We start from the raw sequence: 17,299 nt of genomic DNA, 5'->3' as shown, positions 1-17,299 counted from the left end.
ATTTTTATTCGTTAACCCAGTTTAAACGGTCCATTTGGTTGTAGGGCCATGGGGCTCCGTTGTTTTCTATATTGGACATCATATTGTTCAATTCCGTTGGTGCGGCGGACTCTTCCATCACCAAGTAACGTCGCATTTCCACGATTATGGATAAAGGATCAATACTTACCGGACATGCTTGCACACACGCATTGCATGTTGTGCACGCCCAAAGTTCCTCTTTGGATATATAATCGTTCAAAAGCTGCTTCCCATCTGGAACGAACTCTCCATTATTGGCATCGATATTCTTGCCCACTTCCTCCAACCGGTCACGGGTATCCATCATTATTTTTCGGGGCGATAGTTTCTTTCCTGTTTGGTTTGCCGGACATTCCGAAGTACATCGACCACATTCTGTGCAGGTGTAGGCATTTAACAGTTGTACCCAATTCAGGTCCATTACGTCGGAGGCTCCAAATTTTTCAGGTTCGGGAGCATCTTCAGCAGGAGCGGCATATGGGTCGGCCGAAGGGTCCATCATTAATTTTACCTCATTGGTCACTGCTTCGAGGTTATTGAACTGCCCCTGGGGCTTTACCTTTCCATAATAGGTGTTTGGGAAAGCCAAAAGGATATGAAGGTGTTTGGAGTAGTATAGGTAATTGAGAAAGGCCAAAATTCCCAAAATATGCAGCCACCAAGCCGTTCTTTCCACCAAAATGAGGGACGAAACGGACATTCCATCAAAAATGGGCAATAATAACTGACTTATGGGAAACGCTCCTGCTTTGGTATAATGCGGTGCGTTTAACTGTTGTAATTGAAAATCTGCCGCGTTCATGGTCAAAAACAACAGCATCAATACAAATTCTATATATAGAATCATGTTACCGTCCTTCTCAGGCCAGCCCTTCATTTCGGGTTTGACAAAACGTTGCAACTTGATGATATTTCGTCTAATCCAAAAGACAACTACCGCAATAATTACCAAAAGCGCCAGTATTTCAAAGGAACCTATCAAAAAATCATATAATGTGCCCAACGGGGCAAATATGCGGTGTGTTCCCAGTACACCATCGATAATAATTTCCAGCACTTCTATATTGATAATGATAAACCCAACATAAACAAGAATATGCATGAGCCCTGCTATCGGTCGAACAACCATTTTGGTCTGCCCCAAAGCTATACGGGCCATATTTTTCCAACGTAGCGGTTTGTTGTCGCTAACATCCACATCTTTTCCAAGTTTGATGTTTCTAGACAATTTTTTGATGTTTTTGGTAAAAAAACCTATACCTACAATAAGGGCAATGACAAAAAGAATATTGGGCAGGTATTCCATAAATTAATCTTGGGTTTGTTCTGCTGGATCGTTTTCTGGAAGCTCGTAATCTTTTTGTTTTTTTCCAAAGACCGAAACATTCACATATCGTTTTGGGTTAAGTCTGAAATCTTGTAGCAAAAGATCCAACTGTTTAGAGGCCTCTGTCAAATTTTCATAAAGTTTTTCATCATTGGCCAACTTGCCCAATGATCCTTCACCTTGTTCAATTTTACCCAATACATTGTTTAACCGGGTTACTGTTTTCTGGAAGTCGGCCACAGTTGTTGCCAAACCAGAATTTGCCAAAGAGTCTGAAAGTTGGGAAAAATTTGAGGTAATTTTATCCACGTTCTTTAAAGAACGGTCCAATTGTCCTTTGTTCGATTCCAATAAGGTATTTAATTTATCGGCACTTGACCTGAAAGAGCCAATCAATGCATTTAATCCCGCAATACTTTGTCGAAGTTCCACCCGGGTACGATCATCCAACACATCATTTACATTGATCAATAGTGAATCTGCATGTGATACAGCGCCTTCAACTTTCAACTGCAATGGGGTCAACTTTTCCTGGACCAATGCCGTGATACCCGGTTTTGTGCTGGATTGTAATGTATCGCCCGACTTGACCATGGGTGCACTGTCAAAAACAGGAATGATCTGTACACCTTTGCCCCCTATAATCCCTGTATCATAAATTTCAGCCCTACTATTTATGGAGAAATTGTACTTGTCATCAATAGAAAGTGTCACAACCGATTGAAACTTATCATTCTTGATCTTAATTCCTGTGACATTGCCTACCACTACTCCGTTGATGGTCACCTGCGTTCCGGATTGAATACCCCCAACATGGTCATAGACCGCGTGCAATGTTTTATGATTTTCAAACAAAGAAGATGATTTCAGGTAACTCAGGCCAAAAATAAATGCCAGGATTCCAGTAAGTACAATAATCCCAGTCTTAACTTCCCTTGATAGTTTCAAAAGATTCTGTTTTCTGTTCCTAACAAAATTAGGAATATTTTTAACAAAGAAGCTATGTAATTTATTCCTATTTCAGAACCTGTTTCAACGACACCCGCGTTCCATTTTTATAGGCCACAATATAAGATGTAGTGTATCCTTTGGCATCCGCCCTTGATTTCAATCGTTTGGCATCACTATAAGTGCTGGCATTGCCATACATATATCGATACAGGTTCTTATAGGGTTCTTTCGACAACATGTCCAAACCTCTAAAATTTGAACCTGTAAGAGCAATGTTCTTCGCACTTGCCATTAGTTGCACTTTAAAAACCACATCACTTTTTGCAGTAGGATTAGCAGATTCAACCTGTTTTGTGTTGGACGTTACTTTTGTGTTTACCGCATCAACCGGCTTGACTTCTTTCTCTGGTTTGCTTTGCTCTTCTTTTGTTGTGGTATGCAATGCACCCGAAGAATCTTCAATTACAACGGGAGTATTATTTGTCTCAAACCCTAGGGCAATATCCTCTTTATAGGAAATAATGGCATTTGCAATCGCCTTGCCCATTTCACTCTGTCCTTTTTTGGAATTTAAATAAGTGCCTTCATTTTTATTGGTCAAAAAACCGGCTTCCACCAACACGCTGGGCATAAAAGTTTGATGTAAAACGATAAAACCGGCCTGCTTCACCTTTCTGTCCTTTCTTCTTAATTGCTTGGTAAAATTGTCCTGCAACTTCTTCCCCAACAAAATGCTCTGTTCCAAAAATTCTTCCTGCATGATGGTGAGCCCTATGACCGACTCCGGGGAATTAATGTCATATTCGGCATATTTCTGTTCGTAATTATCCTCTAAATAGATTACGGAGTTTTCCTTTTTGGCGACCTCAAAGTTTTGTTGATTGGCATGTAGTCCCAAGACAAAGGTGCCAGCCCCGTGCGCATCCGAACCATGGGAATCACAATGAACGGACACAAAAAGGTCCGCTTTGGACTGGTTTGCGATTTCACCTCTTCGAAATAAATTAACAAAGGTGTCGTCCTTTCGGGTGTACACCACTTTGATGTTTGGATTTTTCTCCAATTCGGCACCAGCCCTCAATACAATGGCAAGTGCAATATTCTTTTCAAGATACCCATTTCCAAGGTTGCCGGGGTCATGACCTCCATGGCCGGCATCCAATACCACCACAAACTTATCTTTGGGAGGTATTACGGTATCATTTTTGGTAAACGAAGTCAGGGGTAGGACCGCGATTAGAAGAATTAAAAAACCTAACTGACTTTTTTTCATAAGAACTGCGTAATTATGGTATTCCTTTAAGGTTAAAAATATTGTAATCCCCAATAATCGGAACAAAAAATATATGTAAGTTTGATCCCAAAAACTGAGCCAAACTACCACAAAAATAGGATTTATCGCGTTGCAAGCAAACAAACATCTTTTAGTATTCCTATTTATTTTCCTTGGCGGTATGGCAAAACTTGCGGCCCAAGAGGATCTAATCAAGCCTTTGCCTATTAAAGTGGTCGAAGATACCATTACCGCTCCATTACTGCCTTCTAACATCCTAAACGACTCCATTGCGCGTGATTCCGTTCAAGCAGATACCGTACAGGGAAAACAACCTCTACTGCTGGATAAGATCCAGTACAAGGCCAAGGATTATGTCAAGCTTAGTCAAAAGGACAATAAAATATATTTATATAACGAGGCCGAAATTTATTATCAGGATACTGAGTTAAAAGCTGGTGTGATCGTTATGGATTACATTAAAAATGAGGTGTATGCCGGAAGATTGAAAGATTCCACCGGAGTATACTCCCAATTGCCCTTTTTTAAACAGGGTGACAATGAGGTTCGGCCAGATTCCATCCGATTTAATTTTGATACCCAAAAAGCCCTTATTTGGAATTCAAGAACAGAACAACAGGCTGGACTGGGTCAGTTTGGAGGTGCCGATGCTATGAAGGTGTATGCCGAAATCACCAAAAAAGAGAACGATTCGGTCTATTTTTTAAGTGAAGGAAAGCTAACTACTTCAAAGGACACCATTGATCCAGATTATTATATTAGGGTTAGAAAGGCCAAATTTGTTCCCAAAAAGAAAATTATTGCCGGATTCAGTAATATTTATATTGTTGATGTGCCCACACCCATTGCATTGCCCTTTGCCTATTTTCCGTTGTCACAAGGAAGGGTTGCCGGATTGTTGTTCCCTACTTTTGGAAATGATCCCCAAAGGGGATACTTTCTTCAAAATGGTGGATATTATCTCCCTATTAGCGATTATGTGGATTTAAGCCTCACAGGTGACTTCTATACCAATGGTAGTTATGGGTTCAGGGGACAATCCGTTTATACCAAACGCTACAAATTCAGGGGCAATGTAAATTTCAATTATGAAAATTTGATTCAAAGCCAAAAAGGTTTTGATGATTTTAGTCGTACCAGCAATTACAATATTCGAATACAGCATACCCAAGATCCAAAGTCAAATCCGTATTCCCGTTTTTCGGCATCGGTAAACCTCGGAAGCAGTCAGTTCTTTACCAATTCATTGAATCAGGTAAACCGAAATAATTCACAGACCAATACCTTTGCCTCTTCCATAAGCTACACAAAGACATTTCCGGCCTACCCATCGGTAAATGCGAGTTTAACGCTCACGCATACCCAAAACTCCCGTACCCAGGCCATAAGTATGTCCCTTCCAACACTGCAAGCCAGTATGGAGCGTATTTTTCCGTTTGCCAAAAGGGATGGGATAAAAAAAGGAATCTTTCAAAACATCAATTTTCAATATGATGTAAACGCCCAAAACAGCATCACCACCACCGAAGAGGACTTTTTTACAAGTAAGATGTTCGAAGATGCCAAAATTGGTGCTAGGCATCGTATTCCATTAAGCACAAACTTCAAGGTGGCCAAGTATATGAGTGTGTCCTTAAATGGTAGTTACGAGGACGTTTGGACCTTGGAAACGGTACGCAGAAGGTTTGATGAAGATACGCAAGCAGTGGTAACAGACACCATTCCAGGTTTTGACCGTTTCAATCGATATAATCTTGGGGCAAGTATAGGAACCACCCTATATGGGACCTTAAATTTTGGAGAGGATAAAAAAATTCAGGCAATACGACATGTTATGCGACCATCGATAAGCTATTCCTACGCACCTTCTTTTGAACAGTTTTATGATTCTTATGTTGATGGTAATGGAAATGATGTTCAGTATACGCCTTTTGAAACCAGTATTTACGGTCGACCATCACTGGGGAAGAGTAACTCCCTGAGCTTTTCGTTACAAAATACGCTTGAGGCAAAAGTCCGGGATAAGGATTCAACAGCAACCGAACCCAAAAAGGTGAGCATTTTAAGCAATCTCTCCCTAAATGCCAGCTATAATTTTGAAGCTGATTCCTTAAAACTAAGCCCGATAAACCTTAGCGGTGCTACGGAGATCATTAAAAATGTTCCAATCAATTTTGCCGCTAGTTTTGACCCTTATGCCATTGACAACAATGGCCGACGTATAAATACTTTTAACGTTAACAACGGAGGTGGTCTGGTCCGACTCACATCGGCCCGTTTAAACACAGGTTTTTCCTTGAACAGTGAAATGTTTCAGAAAGGCGGGCAGAAAAAAGACCAGGATTCCGATTCCCAAGATCCAAATTATGGAGATAATCCCTTCGAGTTAAAAGGTTCTCGGGACGATGATGATTTCTTCAGTAGGGGAAGCAGAAACAACGATGATGAGGAAGTAGAAAATGAGCTGTATACCAACAAAACACCTTGGGATATGCGGCTTACTTATGTGGCTTCATACAATAACAATAACCGACAACGGGAAATCACCAACCATTCCCTGATGTTTTCGGGCAATATTGATCTCACCCCTAAATGGTCAGTTGGTTTTAACTCTGGATATGATTTTAAGAATAAGGGCTTTACCGATACCCGCTTTGCATTTAAAAGGGATTTGGACAGTTTCAGGCTTAGTTTTGACTGGACCCCATTTGGCCGATTTGAGCGGTGGTACTTTTTTATAGGAATAAAAAGTTCACTTCTTAGCGACCTTAAATGGGAAAATCGTAGTCAACCGTTTAGAAGATAGTTTATTTAATCCGTACCTTTTCTATTATGAAAAAAATAATAAATACACCAAAAGCTCCGGCCCCCATTGGACCTTATAACCAAGCAGTGCTTATCAAGGATACGCTTTATATCTCGGGGCAGATTCCCATTAACCCGTCGACGGGTTCGTTGGTCGAAGGGGATATTAAAAAAGAAACCCGGCAGTCCATGGAAAATTTGAAAGCAATCCTAGAAGAAGCAGGGATGACTTTCGAAAATGTGGTGAAAACCTCTATTTTCATTAAGGATATGCACCAATTTTCTCAGATCAATGAAGTTTACGGCAGCTATTTTAATGCCGACACAGCTCCGGCAAGAGAAACAGTTGAAGTAGCAAATCTCCCCAAGTTTGTCAACGTGGAAATTTCCATGATCGCTATTAAATAGTTTTCTTGTGGAATTCGACCAAGCCCTCGATGGGTCGTTGGCGAATAACACCCAGAATAAGGTCGTTGCGTTCCAGTACCGTTGCCAGTTCTTCCCTTAGGAAATAGGCAATGCTGCCAACAAAACTAATGGGGACCTTAGTGGCCAATTCAAACTGCATAATATAGTTGTTCACAAACTGTTGCAAACCTTTGTCTATTACCCCTTTGCAGTAAGGGTGTTCTTTGTGTTCAATAATAAACCGTGCAAAGGTGGCCAAATAGGTATTCGGGTTGGGCTGTTTATACAGGTTTTCCTTGATTACATCGGCGTCAAGGTTGTACTCCTTGGCGAACTTTATTCCTAAATCTTGTGGCATTTTGTGAAAATAGTAATCGCGAAGCAATTTTCTTCCAAAGAAATTACCACTTCCATCATCCATCAAAATATAGCCCAATGAGGTAACTTTTTGAAAAAGCTGATGACCATCATAATAGCTGCAATTGGACCCAGTTCCAAGAATACAAACAATTCCTTGGTGACCAATTTGTGTGGTGGAATAAATAGCGGCAAAGGTATCCTCCCTCACCTCAGCCTTGGCATTCGGAAAAAAATCTTTAAAGATTGCCTTTAAAAACTTTTTCATGCGATCAGTACCACATCCGGCACCATAAAAGTATAGCTGATTTACCTCATCCTTATTCTTGGAAAGCTCAAAATTGTTTGCTAAACGATCTTCGATAACTTCCCTTGTAAGTACCTCTGGACTTAATCCCAGGGTTTGGGTAAGAAATAATTGATCTCCATTATCATTAAGTGCAATCCAGTCAGATTTGGTCGCCCCACTGTCCACAATCAATATCATAAATCAAGTTTTAGGTTGGAGCCTGGAGAGGAACAACACCCTCTCCATGGCTTCATTTGTAAGATAATAAATTATAGGCTTGCTACGTGCTGTGCCAAGTCGACCAATTTGTTTGAATAACCAGTTTCATTATCGTACCAAGAGACTACCTTGAAAAATTTGGAATTCAATTCCATTCCCGCTCCTGCATCAATAATACTGGTTCGAGGGTCGGAAACGAAATCCTGGGAAACCACGGCCTCATCCGTGTAACCCAAAATACCTTTCAAATCCCCTTCGGAAGCATCTTTGAACGCTTTCTTGATTTCTTCATACGAAGTGTCCTTCTCCAATCTCACGGTCAAATCCACAACAGAAACATCGGCCGTAGGTACCCTAAAGGCCATTCCTGTAAGTTTACCCTCAAGTTCTGGAATAACCTTTGTCACTGCCTTTGCTGCACCTGTTGAGGCTGGAATGATATTCATAAGGGCACTTCGTCCTCCTCTATAATCTTTTCTAGATGGCCCGTCAACAGTCATTTGAGTAGCTGTTGTAGCATGGACGGTGGTCATAAGACCTTCTTCAATTCCAAACTTATCATTCAGTACTTTTGCCATTGGCGCAAGGCAATTGGTTGTACATGATGCATTGGATACAATGGTATCAGATGCTTTTACTTCATTATGGTTAACCCCCATTACAAACATCGGAGCATCTTTTGAAGGTGCAGAAATAACCACTTTTTTAGCTCCCCCGTCTATATGGTACTGAGCGGTTTCCAAAGTGGTGAAGATTCCTGTACATTCTGCAACGATATCAGCTCCAACCTCATCCCATTTCAAATTTTTGGGGTCACGTTCGGCGGTGATACGAACTGTTTTACCGTTCACCACTAAATTACCATCCTTGATTTCCACAGTTCCTTTAAACCTTCCGTGGACCGAGTCATACTCCAAAAGGTACGCAAGGTGCTCCACGTCCAACAAATCATTGATTGCGACAACATCTACATCATCCCTTTCAAAGGTGGATCTAAACACCAATCTTCCTATTCTACCGAATCCGTTAATTCCTATTTTTAAATTTGACATTTTACTGTATTTGGTTTCTATTATGTAGTCATTATATCTGAAACTCGAATGAGTTCTTCGTCAACTTCTGTATGAGCCTTAATGGCTTCTGCAATTGGGGTAAGAATGAGATTGTTATCTCTAATTCCCACCATATAGTTTGATTTACCTTCCAAAAGACTTTCTACAGCCTTCACTCCCATTCTACTGGCCAAAACCCTATCAAAACAAGTTGGGTTTCCGCCTCTTTGCATATGGCCAAGAACGGATACTCTTACATCATAAATTGGTAAATGCTCTTCGACATATTCTTTAAGTTCAAAAACATTCTTTCCAATTTTATCGCCTTCGGCAACGATTACAATACTTGAAGACTTTCCAGACTTTTTACTACGCTTAAGTGAATCTAGCAGTCTTTCCAACCCTAAGTTTTGCTCTGGAATCAATATTTCCTCCGCACCTGCTCCTACTCCTGCATTTAACGCAATATGCCCTACATCACGACCCATTACTTCCACAAAGAAAAGTCGATTGTGTGAGCTTGCAGTATCCCGTATTTTATCGATAACCTCCACCACTGTGTTGATTGCTGTATCGAAACCAATGGTATAGGTAGATCCTAAAATATCATTATCAATGGTTCCAGGTATACCCATTATTGGAAAGTTATATTCCTCATTGAACAACAAGGCTCCTGTAAAACTTCCATTTCCACCGATAACCACAAAAGCATCTATTCCTTCCTTCACCAATTGGTCATGGGCTTTTTTTCGTCCTTCGGCAGTTCTGAACTCTTCGCAACGGGCAGATTTGAGAATTGTTCCACCTTTATTTATAATGTTGTTTACGCTACGCGCATCCATGGGCTTAAAGTCCCCTTCAATCATTCCTTGATACCCTCTATAGATACCTACACACTCAATATTCAGATAGGCACATGTACGTACAACGGAGCGTATTCCTGCGTTCATTCCTGGAGAATCTCCTCCTGATGTGAACACTGCTATTTTCTTGATTTCTGTCGCCATTCAAAATTTTAAGAGCCCAAAACTAGGAAACTTTATTTAATTTACGAATGACTTATTAACTAATTTATTTTCAAGGGGTTTCGCAAACGTTTTCGTAAAAAACATGTGCAAAAATTATCAAAATCGTAATTTAGAAAAGGCTATTTTTTGATAGTGTTTTTCTTGGGGACAAATCGTATGAGGCTATCTTTTCCCATAATTTCAGTAGACTGTTCAATTTTTGGTGAAATCGGTTCTTTTTTTCGTTTTTTGAATACCCGCTGCATCAATTCTTTAAAGCTGTTAAAATCAACTTGGTATGAAAGACCAACACCCTGGGTATACCCTTGCCTTTCAGCCAAAAATTGTTGGACTTGATTTTCACGGTTAAATATTTTAGCGCTTAAGGTACCTTCTTCGTTCAACAAGACCTGAACTTCTACGTCACCGGCCACCACGGTCTCCGATACTCCACCAACTGGAACTCCTACTCTACCATTTACCAAAACCCTGTCCGAAATTTGTGTGGAAACGGTTACTCCAATCCTATCTTCGGTTAAAATATCCGCATTTGGATCATTGTACCCTTGCTCATAGGAAACACCCAAATTGAATTTATCATTATCTCCAGCTAAAATTTGATTGAGCAGTCCTGACGCTGTTTGAATAAGGTTACCCGTAACGGCCTGTTGGTTAATTCCAGTCTGTTCGTTCACAAAAGTACCCTGGGCCAACAAGAAAAAGGCATTTCGTTCTTTTATGGTTGGATCCTGAAGTCGATACTCAATCTCTGATTGAATCACCGAGTTTGCTCCTGGGAAATCAATATCAAAATTAATGGTCGGACTTTCCAGCTCGCCTTCTAAATGAACCACCACTTCGGTAGGAATTCTACTTTGATAACCTGGATTATCCAAAAGAGGTGCTGGATTGGCATTGAGAGCATAAACCGCTTCTAAATTCAACTGCGCAGCCAATGGGTCTCTTTCCCAAAGAATTGTACCTCCGGGTCGTACTTGGAACTTTTTATCGATAACCCCTCCGTATCTAAAGTTGTACTCGCCTGTAACGGCAACAAACTCGCCATACATATTGAATTTGCCATTAGTATTAATCTCTATCAACAGAATTCCTTCCCCTGTTCCCTTTAAGGAGCTGCCGGTATTTTGGTCCACAACAATTTCCACTTCCGCTTCTGGGGTTACTGCTAAGTCAAAAGCCATTTCCAATCCTTGATAGTCCTGTAGGGTCCGTTCTTCGTTAAAAGATTGTGAGGTTCCTTTTTCTACGAAATTAATAAAGGAATAGTCCCCTACACTGGTAACGTCACTCAAAGGTATTTTTAAGGATGTACCCCGAGCGGTTGTTGCATCTACTGAAATGTTCAGCGCATCTGTTGGGCCATAAATACTTCCTGTTCCATTTATGAATCCTTTTCCATAATACAATGCTTCTTCCTCGAACTCCGTATTCAGAATCATAAAACGGTTATCCTTGGTGTCCACATCCAGATCCAGCGACCAATCGTCAAACCCGGTATGATTGATTGTGCCATCCAAAGTTGCGGTTGTCCCCTCCACAACATCGGAAAGATCAACTTCCTCAAAATAAAAGGTCTGGTCAAAAAGGCGAACCCGGGAGTAAGGGGCAAAATTGTAGTCAACATTTAGGTAGGGAATACCGATACCCGCTTCGTTTAAACTGAGTGTTCCGTTAATGGATGGGTTGGTCACAGGACCTGTAATCTTTGCAAATCCGCCCAACTTGCCCCGAATGTTGGATATGACATCTTCACCCAATGGACTAAACGGTTCCAAATCAAAATCGGTAAAGTTTACCGCCAGATCCAGTTCCCGTTTATTATTGATATTGGTCACTTTACCATTGACGCTCATTTTTTCAAGGCCATTTTGGTTCAACCAAGTACTCACGCCAAATTGTGATAGGTCGTTGTTTCCAAAAATTCCAATTTCCAAATCTCCCAAACGCCTATTGTTTACGCTAAAATCTGAAATGTTCAAGCTTGAGGTAGGCAGGTATTTTCCGTCCTTCTGCAAAATGTTGAGAAAACCATCCACGGAGCCATCCAGTTTTAAACTATCCACCACGGGTGTAATTTTGTTCAAGGACACAATCTTAAATTGGAGGTCCAAATCTTTATAGGTCGAGTCCGCCAATTCTCCACGTAAACGAATCTGTTCCCTATTTTCATTGTCCATGACCACATCTTCAATACGGATACTGTCCAAGGTCCTATTGATAATCACCTTGTTCTTATTATTGGCATCCTTGTTCAACACCCACGTATTGCCCTTGAAGTTGATATCGGATTTTTTAAGTCCGATTACAGATTTGTTCTCTCTGTTAAAGGTGTGGTAGAAGTTTAGATTGTACCTGTCATCGTATCCTCTACCCCCTTTGAACTCTGTTCTAAAGAACAGGGTATCTTTCAAAGTGGTATTGATGAGGTTAAAATCCTTTACATCGTAATAGATGGTAGACATATCTTCTACCGATACAAAAGTGTTGAAGAGTGGGTTCTTGTTGTCAATTTTGAGTTCGATATTGTCAAACGCGTTGCCATATGCCTTTATCCCGGGAGATTTAAAAGTGAGTTTAAAATCGCCTTCGTCAGAAACAATATCCCCTCGAATAAAAGTGTTGGGGCCAAAAATCACCTCCGGAAAGAACACATCCACAATTTTGTTGTAAATCTTGAAATTAAAGCTCAATTTTTGCCCCTCTGAAATTTCATAGGGTTTGTAATTGGTATAAATACTTCCGACCGAATTTTGGACAAGCCTCCCCAATTCGTTGATTTTAAATTTCCCTTTTGCATATCCCGTGATGATATCCGGAGAGTTAATCTCGATTGTTCTTGTGGTATCCTGGTCAAATGATGAAGAAACCGCAAAATCCTCAAAATAATAGGTTTGATTTTTATTCTGGTATGTGGTATTTGAAAATCGCACCTGACCGATAATGTTATCTAAAGTACTTCCTTCAATATCCATGTTCAAATTCCCCTTAAAAATAGAAACACTGTCGTTGATGAAATTAAGTTCTTTTAAATTTGCATGGTCTACAGAGGCAATAAAGTTGAATTTGTTCTCATCCGCCCCAAAATCTGCCAATCCTTTAAAATCGAATTTGAAATTTTCATCCCTGCTTACCAACGATCCATCAAAGAGCTGATCTTTCAATATTCCGGAAACCCTAAGGTTATTGTACATATAATCATTGTACTCCAGTTTGTACACTTCCCCTATGACCTCGGTGTTCAGATATTCCGAAATAAAACCTTTTCCTTCCACATTTACATCCAATGTTGCCAGGCCCAACTGGTCATCTTCGACAAAACTTCCCAAATTAAAATCGATGAGCGAGATAAAACCAATATAAGAGGCATCATCAATGGTGTGTATATTGGTCATTTGCAGATCGGTGTAGCTACTTCCGATATCCGTATTTAAATTGATCTGGACATCCAACGAAGTTTCAGTGACCTCCGCATCACCACGAATGGTAAACTGCCCAAGTTTTTGAAAAGAAGATGGAATATTTTTACCTAAAATATTGGGAAGTATGGACCTTAATTGATAATAGCTGGACGTAAGGTTCTTCATATTGGCACGCATAATGAACGGGGCTTCCTTACTGAGCATATTGTCAAACTCAAAATCTCCTCGGATTCCAGTATTCTCGGATTGAATAAATAGGTTTGTCACTTTAAGTTGATTCAACACCCCGTTGAAACTACCAGAAAGAGATACTTGTTTGTCCTTTCCAAATTCGTTGTAAAAACTGTTTATTTCATTCAAGGCTATGGTCGATTCATCAAAATCCGCTTCAATCTGAACGCGATCCACAAATTCGGCCAAATCCTCCCGGTTGTAGTTAAAGGTCATATCGCCCTTCAATTCCGATTCTTTCGTTTTGATTCTTAGTGCATCAAAACGCATTTGTTGTTTGGTGTATTTAAAATTGGTGGAAAGCTTTTCCAATGCCAGGCCCCTTTTGCTCATTAAGGAAAGGTCTTGGATGTTTAAGGAAACGTCCGGGCCCAAAATCTGGAAATCGGTCGCCAGCACCTCCATGTTGGTAAAATTCAAGGTCTCGACGGTTTCCAAGTTTTCATCAGAAAGTCGAAATCTACCTTCAGAAATCAAAATTTCATCCGAAGACATAAAAAATGGCGGTGTCCCCGGTGCCCGGGGTTTTCCATCGTCCAATTTGTCCACAAACACATCAAGATTGGTATCGCGTTCTCCTTCGTATGTTTTTAAATTGAAGAACAGCCCCTCTACATCTATATCGCCAAATTCCATTTTTCCATTTACCATATTTCGAATATTTAAAATGGAAGTGGAAAGTTTTCGGATATACACCAAGGTATCTTTTTTATAATCCTCAACGTAAATGCCCTTGATTCCAGTGTTCAAATTGAAAAGGGACAATCCCAAACGGTCTATATTGATATTGGTGCCAAACTCTTCGTTAAGGGATTCCGTTGCATATTTGGCCATCTTCGTTTGCACAATGGGCAAGGAAAGTATGAGTGAGCCCAAGACCATGATCAGCAGTACAGCCAATAGGATACGAAGTAGTATTTTCCGAAGTTTTCTGATAGGGCTTTATGTTTTACCTTTGCTCGACCAATTTTTGTTCCAAAATCAGTGGCATCCAAAAAAATTTACATTCTCGCAATTGAATCTTCTTGTGACGATACCTCTGCAGCCGTTCTTTGCAATACAAAAGTATTGAGTAATGTGGTGGCCACGCAAGAAATTCACAAGCAATATGGAGGTGTTGTCCCAGAATTGGCTTCTAGGGCGCATCAACAAAATATTGTTCCAGTGGTACATCAAGCCTTGGCCAAAGCAAATATCGACAAAAAACAACTATCGGCCATAGCTTTTACCCGAGGTCCAGGGCTTATGGGTTCGCTCCTTGTCGGCACTTCGTTTGCCAAATCCTTGGCCTTAGGTCTGAATGTTCCTTTGATTGAGGTAAACCATATGGAAGCTCATATTTTGGCCCATTTTATTGAGGATGAGGATATGAAGGCTCCTGAGTTTCCCTTTTTGGGCTTGACCATTAGTGGTGGACACACCCAGATTGTTAGGGTGAACCAATACTTCGACATGGAAGTTCTGGGTGAAACTTTGGATGATGCGGTGGGTGAAGCTTTCGATAAAAGCGCCAAACTTATGGGACTGCCTTATCCGGGTGGCCCATTGGTAGATAAATATGCCAAAGAGGGAAATCCGAAAGCATTTCCTTTTCCCAAGCCAAAGGTTGACGGTCTCAACTTTAGTTTTAGCGGGTTAAAAACAAGCATTTTATATTTCCTTCAACGGGAAACCAAAAAGAATCCCGATTTCGTTTCGGAGAACATCAAGGATATTTGTGCTTCAGTGCAGCATACCATCTTGGAGATTTTGATGGACAAGCTAAAACTTGCAGTCAACCAGACCGGGATAAAGCAGATTGCCATTGGTGGCGGGGTTGCAGCCAACTCCGGAATTAGAGCCAGACTTAAAGAAGCCGAAGAAATCATGGGCTGGACCACCTATGTCCCAAAGTTTTCATACTGTACCGATAATGCCGGAATGATTGGAATTGTTGGATATCTGAAATTCTTGGAAGGAAAATTTACTGATCAAAACGTTGCTGCAAAGGCTCGCTACACTATTGGGAGTTAATATTATTTCATTGAATTTAATTTTCTAACTTTCAACTTCTAACTTCCAATTTCAAGAATGGCATACAACGAAGAATTGGCAAAAAGAATTCGGCACGCAATTACTCTTTTTCCCGAGGATTTTACCGAAAAGAAGATGTTTGGCGGAGTTGCCTTTTTATACCAGGGAAAAATGACGGTCGGACCTGTTAAGAATGAATTGATGGTTCGTGTAATTGAATCGAAAATGGAGAATGTCCTAAACCAAGAATTTGTTCGACCTATGGACTTTACCGGCAAACCAATGAAAGAATTCATTTTTGTTTCCCCTGAAGGTTTTGACACAGAAGAGCAGCTGCAAAACTGGATAGAACTAGGCCTTGAACATGCAAAAAGTAAATTGAAATAAATGCAACTCTTTTACAACCCCTCACTCGATAATAGCTTTAAACAGTTTTTCTTTACTCCAGAGGAAAGTAAGCATATTGCAAAGGTCCTCCGAAAAAAAGAAGGGGATGTTCTGCATATTACCAACGGAAGAGGATACCTATTTGAAGCTGAAATTTTAGTGGCAGATCCAAAAAAATGCAAGGCCCAAATTATTTCCGAGGATAAAAGCATTCCAAAACGTTACAGTTTGCATTTGGTGGTTGCTCCAACCAAAATGAACGACCGTTATGAATGGTTTTTGGAAAAGGCGACTGAGATCGGTGTTGATGAGATTACTCCCATAATTTGTGAACGTTCAGAACGAAAAACCATTAAAATGGAACGTATGGAGCGGGTGCTCCAATCTGCAATGAAGCAATCCCTGCAAACCTTTTTGCCAAAATTAAACCCACCGATTACCTACAAGCAATACTTAGAACAAGACATTAAAGGCTTAAAGTTTATTGCGCATTGCGATGAAGGTGAAAAAATGGAGCTGAAAAGACGGGTTGCCGCAGATAAAGATATTACCATATTAATTGGACCTGAAGGAGATTTCAGTGCCGCCGAAATCACGTTGGCGCAAGAAAAGGGTTTTGTGCCAGTTTCGCTGGGCAACACCCGCTTGCGAACAGAAACCGCTGCCATAGTGGCCTGTTCCACAGTTTCCATTATCAACAATTAAAGCTTTATGGGGGCTTTTGTGGCAGCGGTTACATCAAGATTATTGGCCTCGACAAGTAACATCAAGGTTAAATCTTCGCCCTTTGATACTATACTTGGTATGGAGATAGAGGACTTTGCTCTTGATGACTGTAAAGGGATATATTTTTCAGCAACAACTATATTGCTATTCTTCAATGTTCTGTTCCTATTTTCACCTCGTTTTACCAAAGTCGTGCGCTCATCCAAGACCAAAACGGCCCTAAGTTGTTTTCCTTCCAAACTTCCCTCCACATAAAAATCAAATGAAATTCCGAAGTCTGAAACAATGAGATTTTTGAAGACAACACCATTTTTCGATTTGTCAGATTTGTATTCGGTAATTTTTGAGGTCAGTTTTGAACTGTTTGAGCCAACAAAATGTTCCCTTCCATTGACCACCAATTGAGGGGTATAATTACTTCTGTACTGAAACTTTCTATTGTAGTCTCTTTGCTTTTTGGTGTATGTTGATTTACTAAAAGGATCTTCCCAGCCAATATAATTCCAGTAATCAACGTGGTACGATAAAGCAAAAACATCCTTCGGATGTTGTTTTTTAACCCTTTCTAGTAATGCATCGGCCGGAGGACAACTAGAGCAGCCTTGGGATGTAAAAAGTTCCAATACAACCACTGGCGGATAAGTTCCATTCTCCACTTTCTTTTCCTCGACTGCCCTATCCTCAGCTCTTGCCGTATAAAGTGCAATCAATGACATCCCGAAAAATGCAAACGAAGGAATTAAGATTTTTTTTAACATGAATACCTTACTTT

General features: G+C 40.4%; 13 protein-coding genes. 5 read left to right on the top strand and 8 right to left on the bottom strand.

Annotation, left to right across the window (positions count from 1 at the left end):
• Positions 1-4: 4 nt before the first annotated feature.
• The 3 genes from ACULLG_RS10220 to ACULLG_RS10210 all read right to left on the bottom strand — a co-directional run bounded on the left by ACULLG_RS10220 (position 5) and on the right by ACULLG_RS10210 (position 3,572).
• On the bottom strand, positions 5-1,327 hold the full coding sequence (locus tag ACULLG_RS10220; protein ID WP_452126691.1) for a 4Fe-4S dicluster domain-containing protein: 1,323 nt from the start codon (positions 1,325-1,327) through the stop codon (positions 5-7).
• A 3-nt stretch (positions 1,328-1,330) separates the two neighbouring features.
• Positions 1,331-2,296, bottom strand: a complete 966-nt coding sequence (locus ACULLG_RS10215; RefSeq protein ID WP_452126690.1) for an MlaD family protein — start codon at positions 2,294-2,296, stop codon at positions 1,331-1,333.
• A 67-nt stretch (positions 2,297-2,363) separates the two neighbouring features.
• Positions 2,364-3,572, bottom strand: coding sequence for an N-acetylmuramoyl-L-alanine amidase family protein (locus ACULLG_RS10210; RefSeq protein WP_452126689.1), 1,209 nt, complete (start codon positions 3,570-3,572; stop codon positions 2,364-2,366).
• A gap of 181 nt (positions 3,573-3,753) precedes the next feature.
• Between ACULLG_RS10210 and ACULLG_RS10205 the strand changes: the two genes are divergently transcribed.
• On the top strand, positions 3,754-6,399 hold the full coding sequence (locus ACULLG_RS10205) for a putative LPS assembly protein LptD (protein WP_452126688.1): 2,646 nt from the start codon (positions 3,754-3,756) through the stop codon (positions 6,397-6,399).
• 26 nt (positions 6,400-6,425) lie between these two features.
• On the top strand, positions 6,426-6,806 hold the full coding sequence (locus ACULLG_RS10200; RefSeq protein ID WP_452126687.1) for a RidA family protein: 381 nt from the start codon (positions 6,426-6,428) through the stop codon (positions 6,804-6,806).
• Here ACULLG_RS10200 and ACULLG_RS10195 read toward each other — a convergent pair.
• From ACULLG_RS10195 to ACULLG_RS10180, 4 genes are all read right to left on the bottom strand, one after another.
• The gene (locus ACULLG_RS10195) at positions 6,799-7,650 is read right to left on the bottom strand and encodes an N-acetylglucosamine kinase (protein ID WP_452126686.1); all 852 of its coding nucleotides are present in this window, start codon (positions 7,648-7,650) and stop codon (positions 6,799-6,801) included. The genes ACULLG_RS10200 and ACULLG_RS10195 overlap by 8 nt on opposite strands.
• 71 nt (positions 7,651-7,721) lie before the next feature.
• Positions 7,722-8,723 carry a type I glyceraldehyde-3-phosphate dehydrogenase gene (gap, locus tag ACULLG_RS10190; RefSeq protein ID WP_452126685.1) on the bottom strand — a complete coding sequence of 334 codons (1,002 nt, stop codon included), beginning with the start codon at positions 8,721-8,723 and terminating at the stop codon, positions 7,722-7,724.
• A gap of 20 nt (positions 8,724-8,743) precedes the next feature.
• A complete protein-coding gene (pfkA, locus tag ACULLG_RS10185; RefSeq protein ID WP_452126684.1) occupies positions 8,744-9,730 on the bottom strand; it encodes a 6-phosphofructokinase in 987 nt (328 codons plus the stop codon).
• Positions 9,731-9,870: 140 nt separating this feature from the next.
• Complete coding sequence (locus ACULLG_RS10180) at positions 9,871-14,283, bottom strand: translocation/assembly module TamB domain-containing protein (RefSeq protein ID WP_452127965.1); 4,413 nt, start codon at positions 14,281-14,283, stop codon at positions 9,871-9,873.
• Positions 14,284-14,385: 102 nt separating this feature from the next.
• Between ACULLG_RS10180 and tsaD the strand changes: the two genes are divergently transcribed.
• From tsaD to ACULLG_RS10165, 3 genes are read left to right on the top strand one after another with little or no spacing between them, the layout of a single operon-like run.
• Complete coding sequence (gene tsaD, locus ACULLG_RS10175; RefSeq protein WP_452126683.1) at positions 14,386-15,414, top strand: tRNA (adenosine(37)-N6)-threonylcarbamoyltransferase complex transferase subunit TsaD; 1,029 nt, start codon at positions 14,386-14,388, stop codon at positions 15,412-15,414.
• 57 nt (positions 15,415-15,471) lie between these two features.
• Entirely contained in the window at positions 15,472-15,801 is a 330-nt protein-coding gene (locus ACULLG_RS10170) for a TfoX/Sxy family protein (protein WP_452126682.1), read from the top strand.
• The gene (locus ACULLG_RS10165) at positions 15,802-16,506 is read left to right on the top strand and encodes a 16S rRNA (uracil(1498)-N(3))-methyltransferase (protein WP_452126681.1); all 705 of its coding nucleotides are present in this window, start codon (positions 15,802-15,804) and stop codon (positions 16,504-16,506) included. It begins immediately after the preceding gene.
• Here the strand turns inward: ACULLG_RS10165 and ACULLG_RS10160 are convergent.
• A complete protein-coding gene (locus ACULLG_RS10160) occupies positions 16,503-17,285 on the bottom strand; it encodes a DUF1223 domain-containing protein (protein ID WP_452126680.1) in 783 nt (260 codons plus the stop codon). The genes ACULLG_RS10165 and ACULLG_RS10160 overlap by 4 nt on opposite strands.
• Between the last annotated feature and the right edge of the window lie 14 nt (positions 17,286-17,299).

It is taken from the genome of Flagellimonas sp. 2504JD1-5 (assembly GCF_053618295.1).
Note: the sequence above shows the minus strand (reverse complement) of the source record. Positions and strands in the feature narration are given on the sequence as shown.

What these genes read in the sequence shown, in the direction of transcription:
- ACULLG_RS10205 (WP_452126688.1), top strand. Translation starts at nt 3,754, where the DNA reads ATGGCAAAACTTGCGGCCCAAGAGGATCTAATCAAGCCTTTGCCTATT.
- ACULLG_RS10160 (WP_452126680.1), bottom strand. Translation starts at nt 17,285, where the DNA reads ATGTTAAAAAAAATCTTAATTCCTTCGTTTGCATTTTTCGGGATGTCA.
- ACULLG_RS10180 (WP_452127965.1), bottom strand. Translation starts at nt 14,283, where the DNA reads ATGGTCTTGGGCTCACTCATACTTTCCTTGCCCATTGTGCAAACGAAG.
- ACULLG_RS10195 (WP_452126686.1), bottom strand. Translation starts at nt 7,650, where the DNA reads ATGATATTGATTGTGGACAGTGGGGCGACCAAATCTGACTGGATTGCA.
- ACULLG_RS10200 (WP_452126687.1), top strand. Translation starts at nt 6,426, where the DNA reads ATGAAAAAAATAATAAATACACCAAAAGCTCCGGCCCCCATTGGACCT.
- gap (WP_452126685.1), bottom strand. Translation starts at nt 8,723, where the DNA reads ATGTCAAATTTAAAAATAGGAATTAACGGATTCGGTAGAATAGGAAGA.
- ACULLG_RS10170 (WP_452126682.1), top strand. Translation starts at nt 15,472, where the DNA reads ATGGCATACAACGAAGAATTGGCAAAAAGAATTCGGCACGCAATTACT.
- pfkA (WP_452126684.1), bottom strand. Translation starts at nt 9,730, where the DNA reads ATGGCGACAGAAATCAAGAAAATAGCAGTGTTCACATCAGGAGGAGAT.
- ACULLG_RS10165 (WP_452126681.1), top strand. Translation starts at nt 15,802, where the DNA reads ATGCAACTCTTTTACAACCCCTCACTCGATAATAGCTTTAAACAGTTT.
- ACULLG_RS10210 (WP_452126689.1), bottom strand. Translation starts at nt 3,572, where the DNA reads ATGAAAAAAAGTCAGTTAGGTTTTTTAATTCTTCTAATCGCGGTCCTA.
- ACULLG_RS10220 (WP_452126691.1), bottom strand. Translation starts at nt 1,327, where the DNA reads ATGGAATACCTGCCCAATATTCTTTTTGTCATTGCCCTTATTGTAGGT.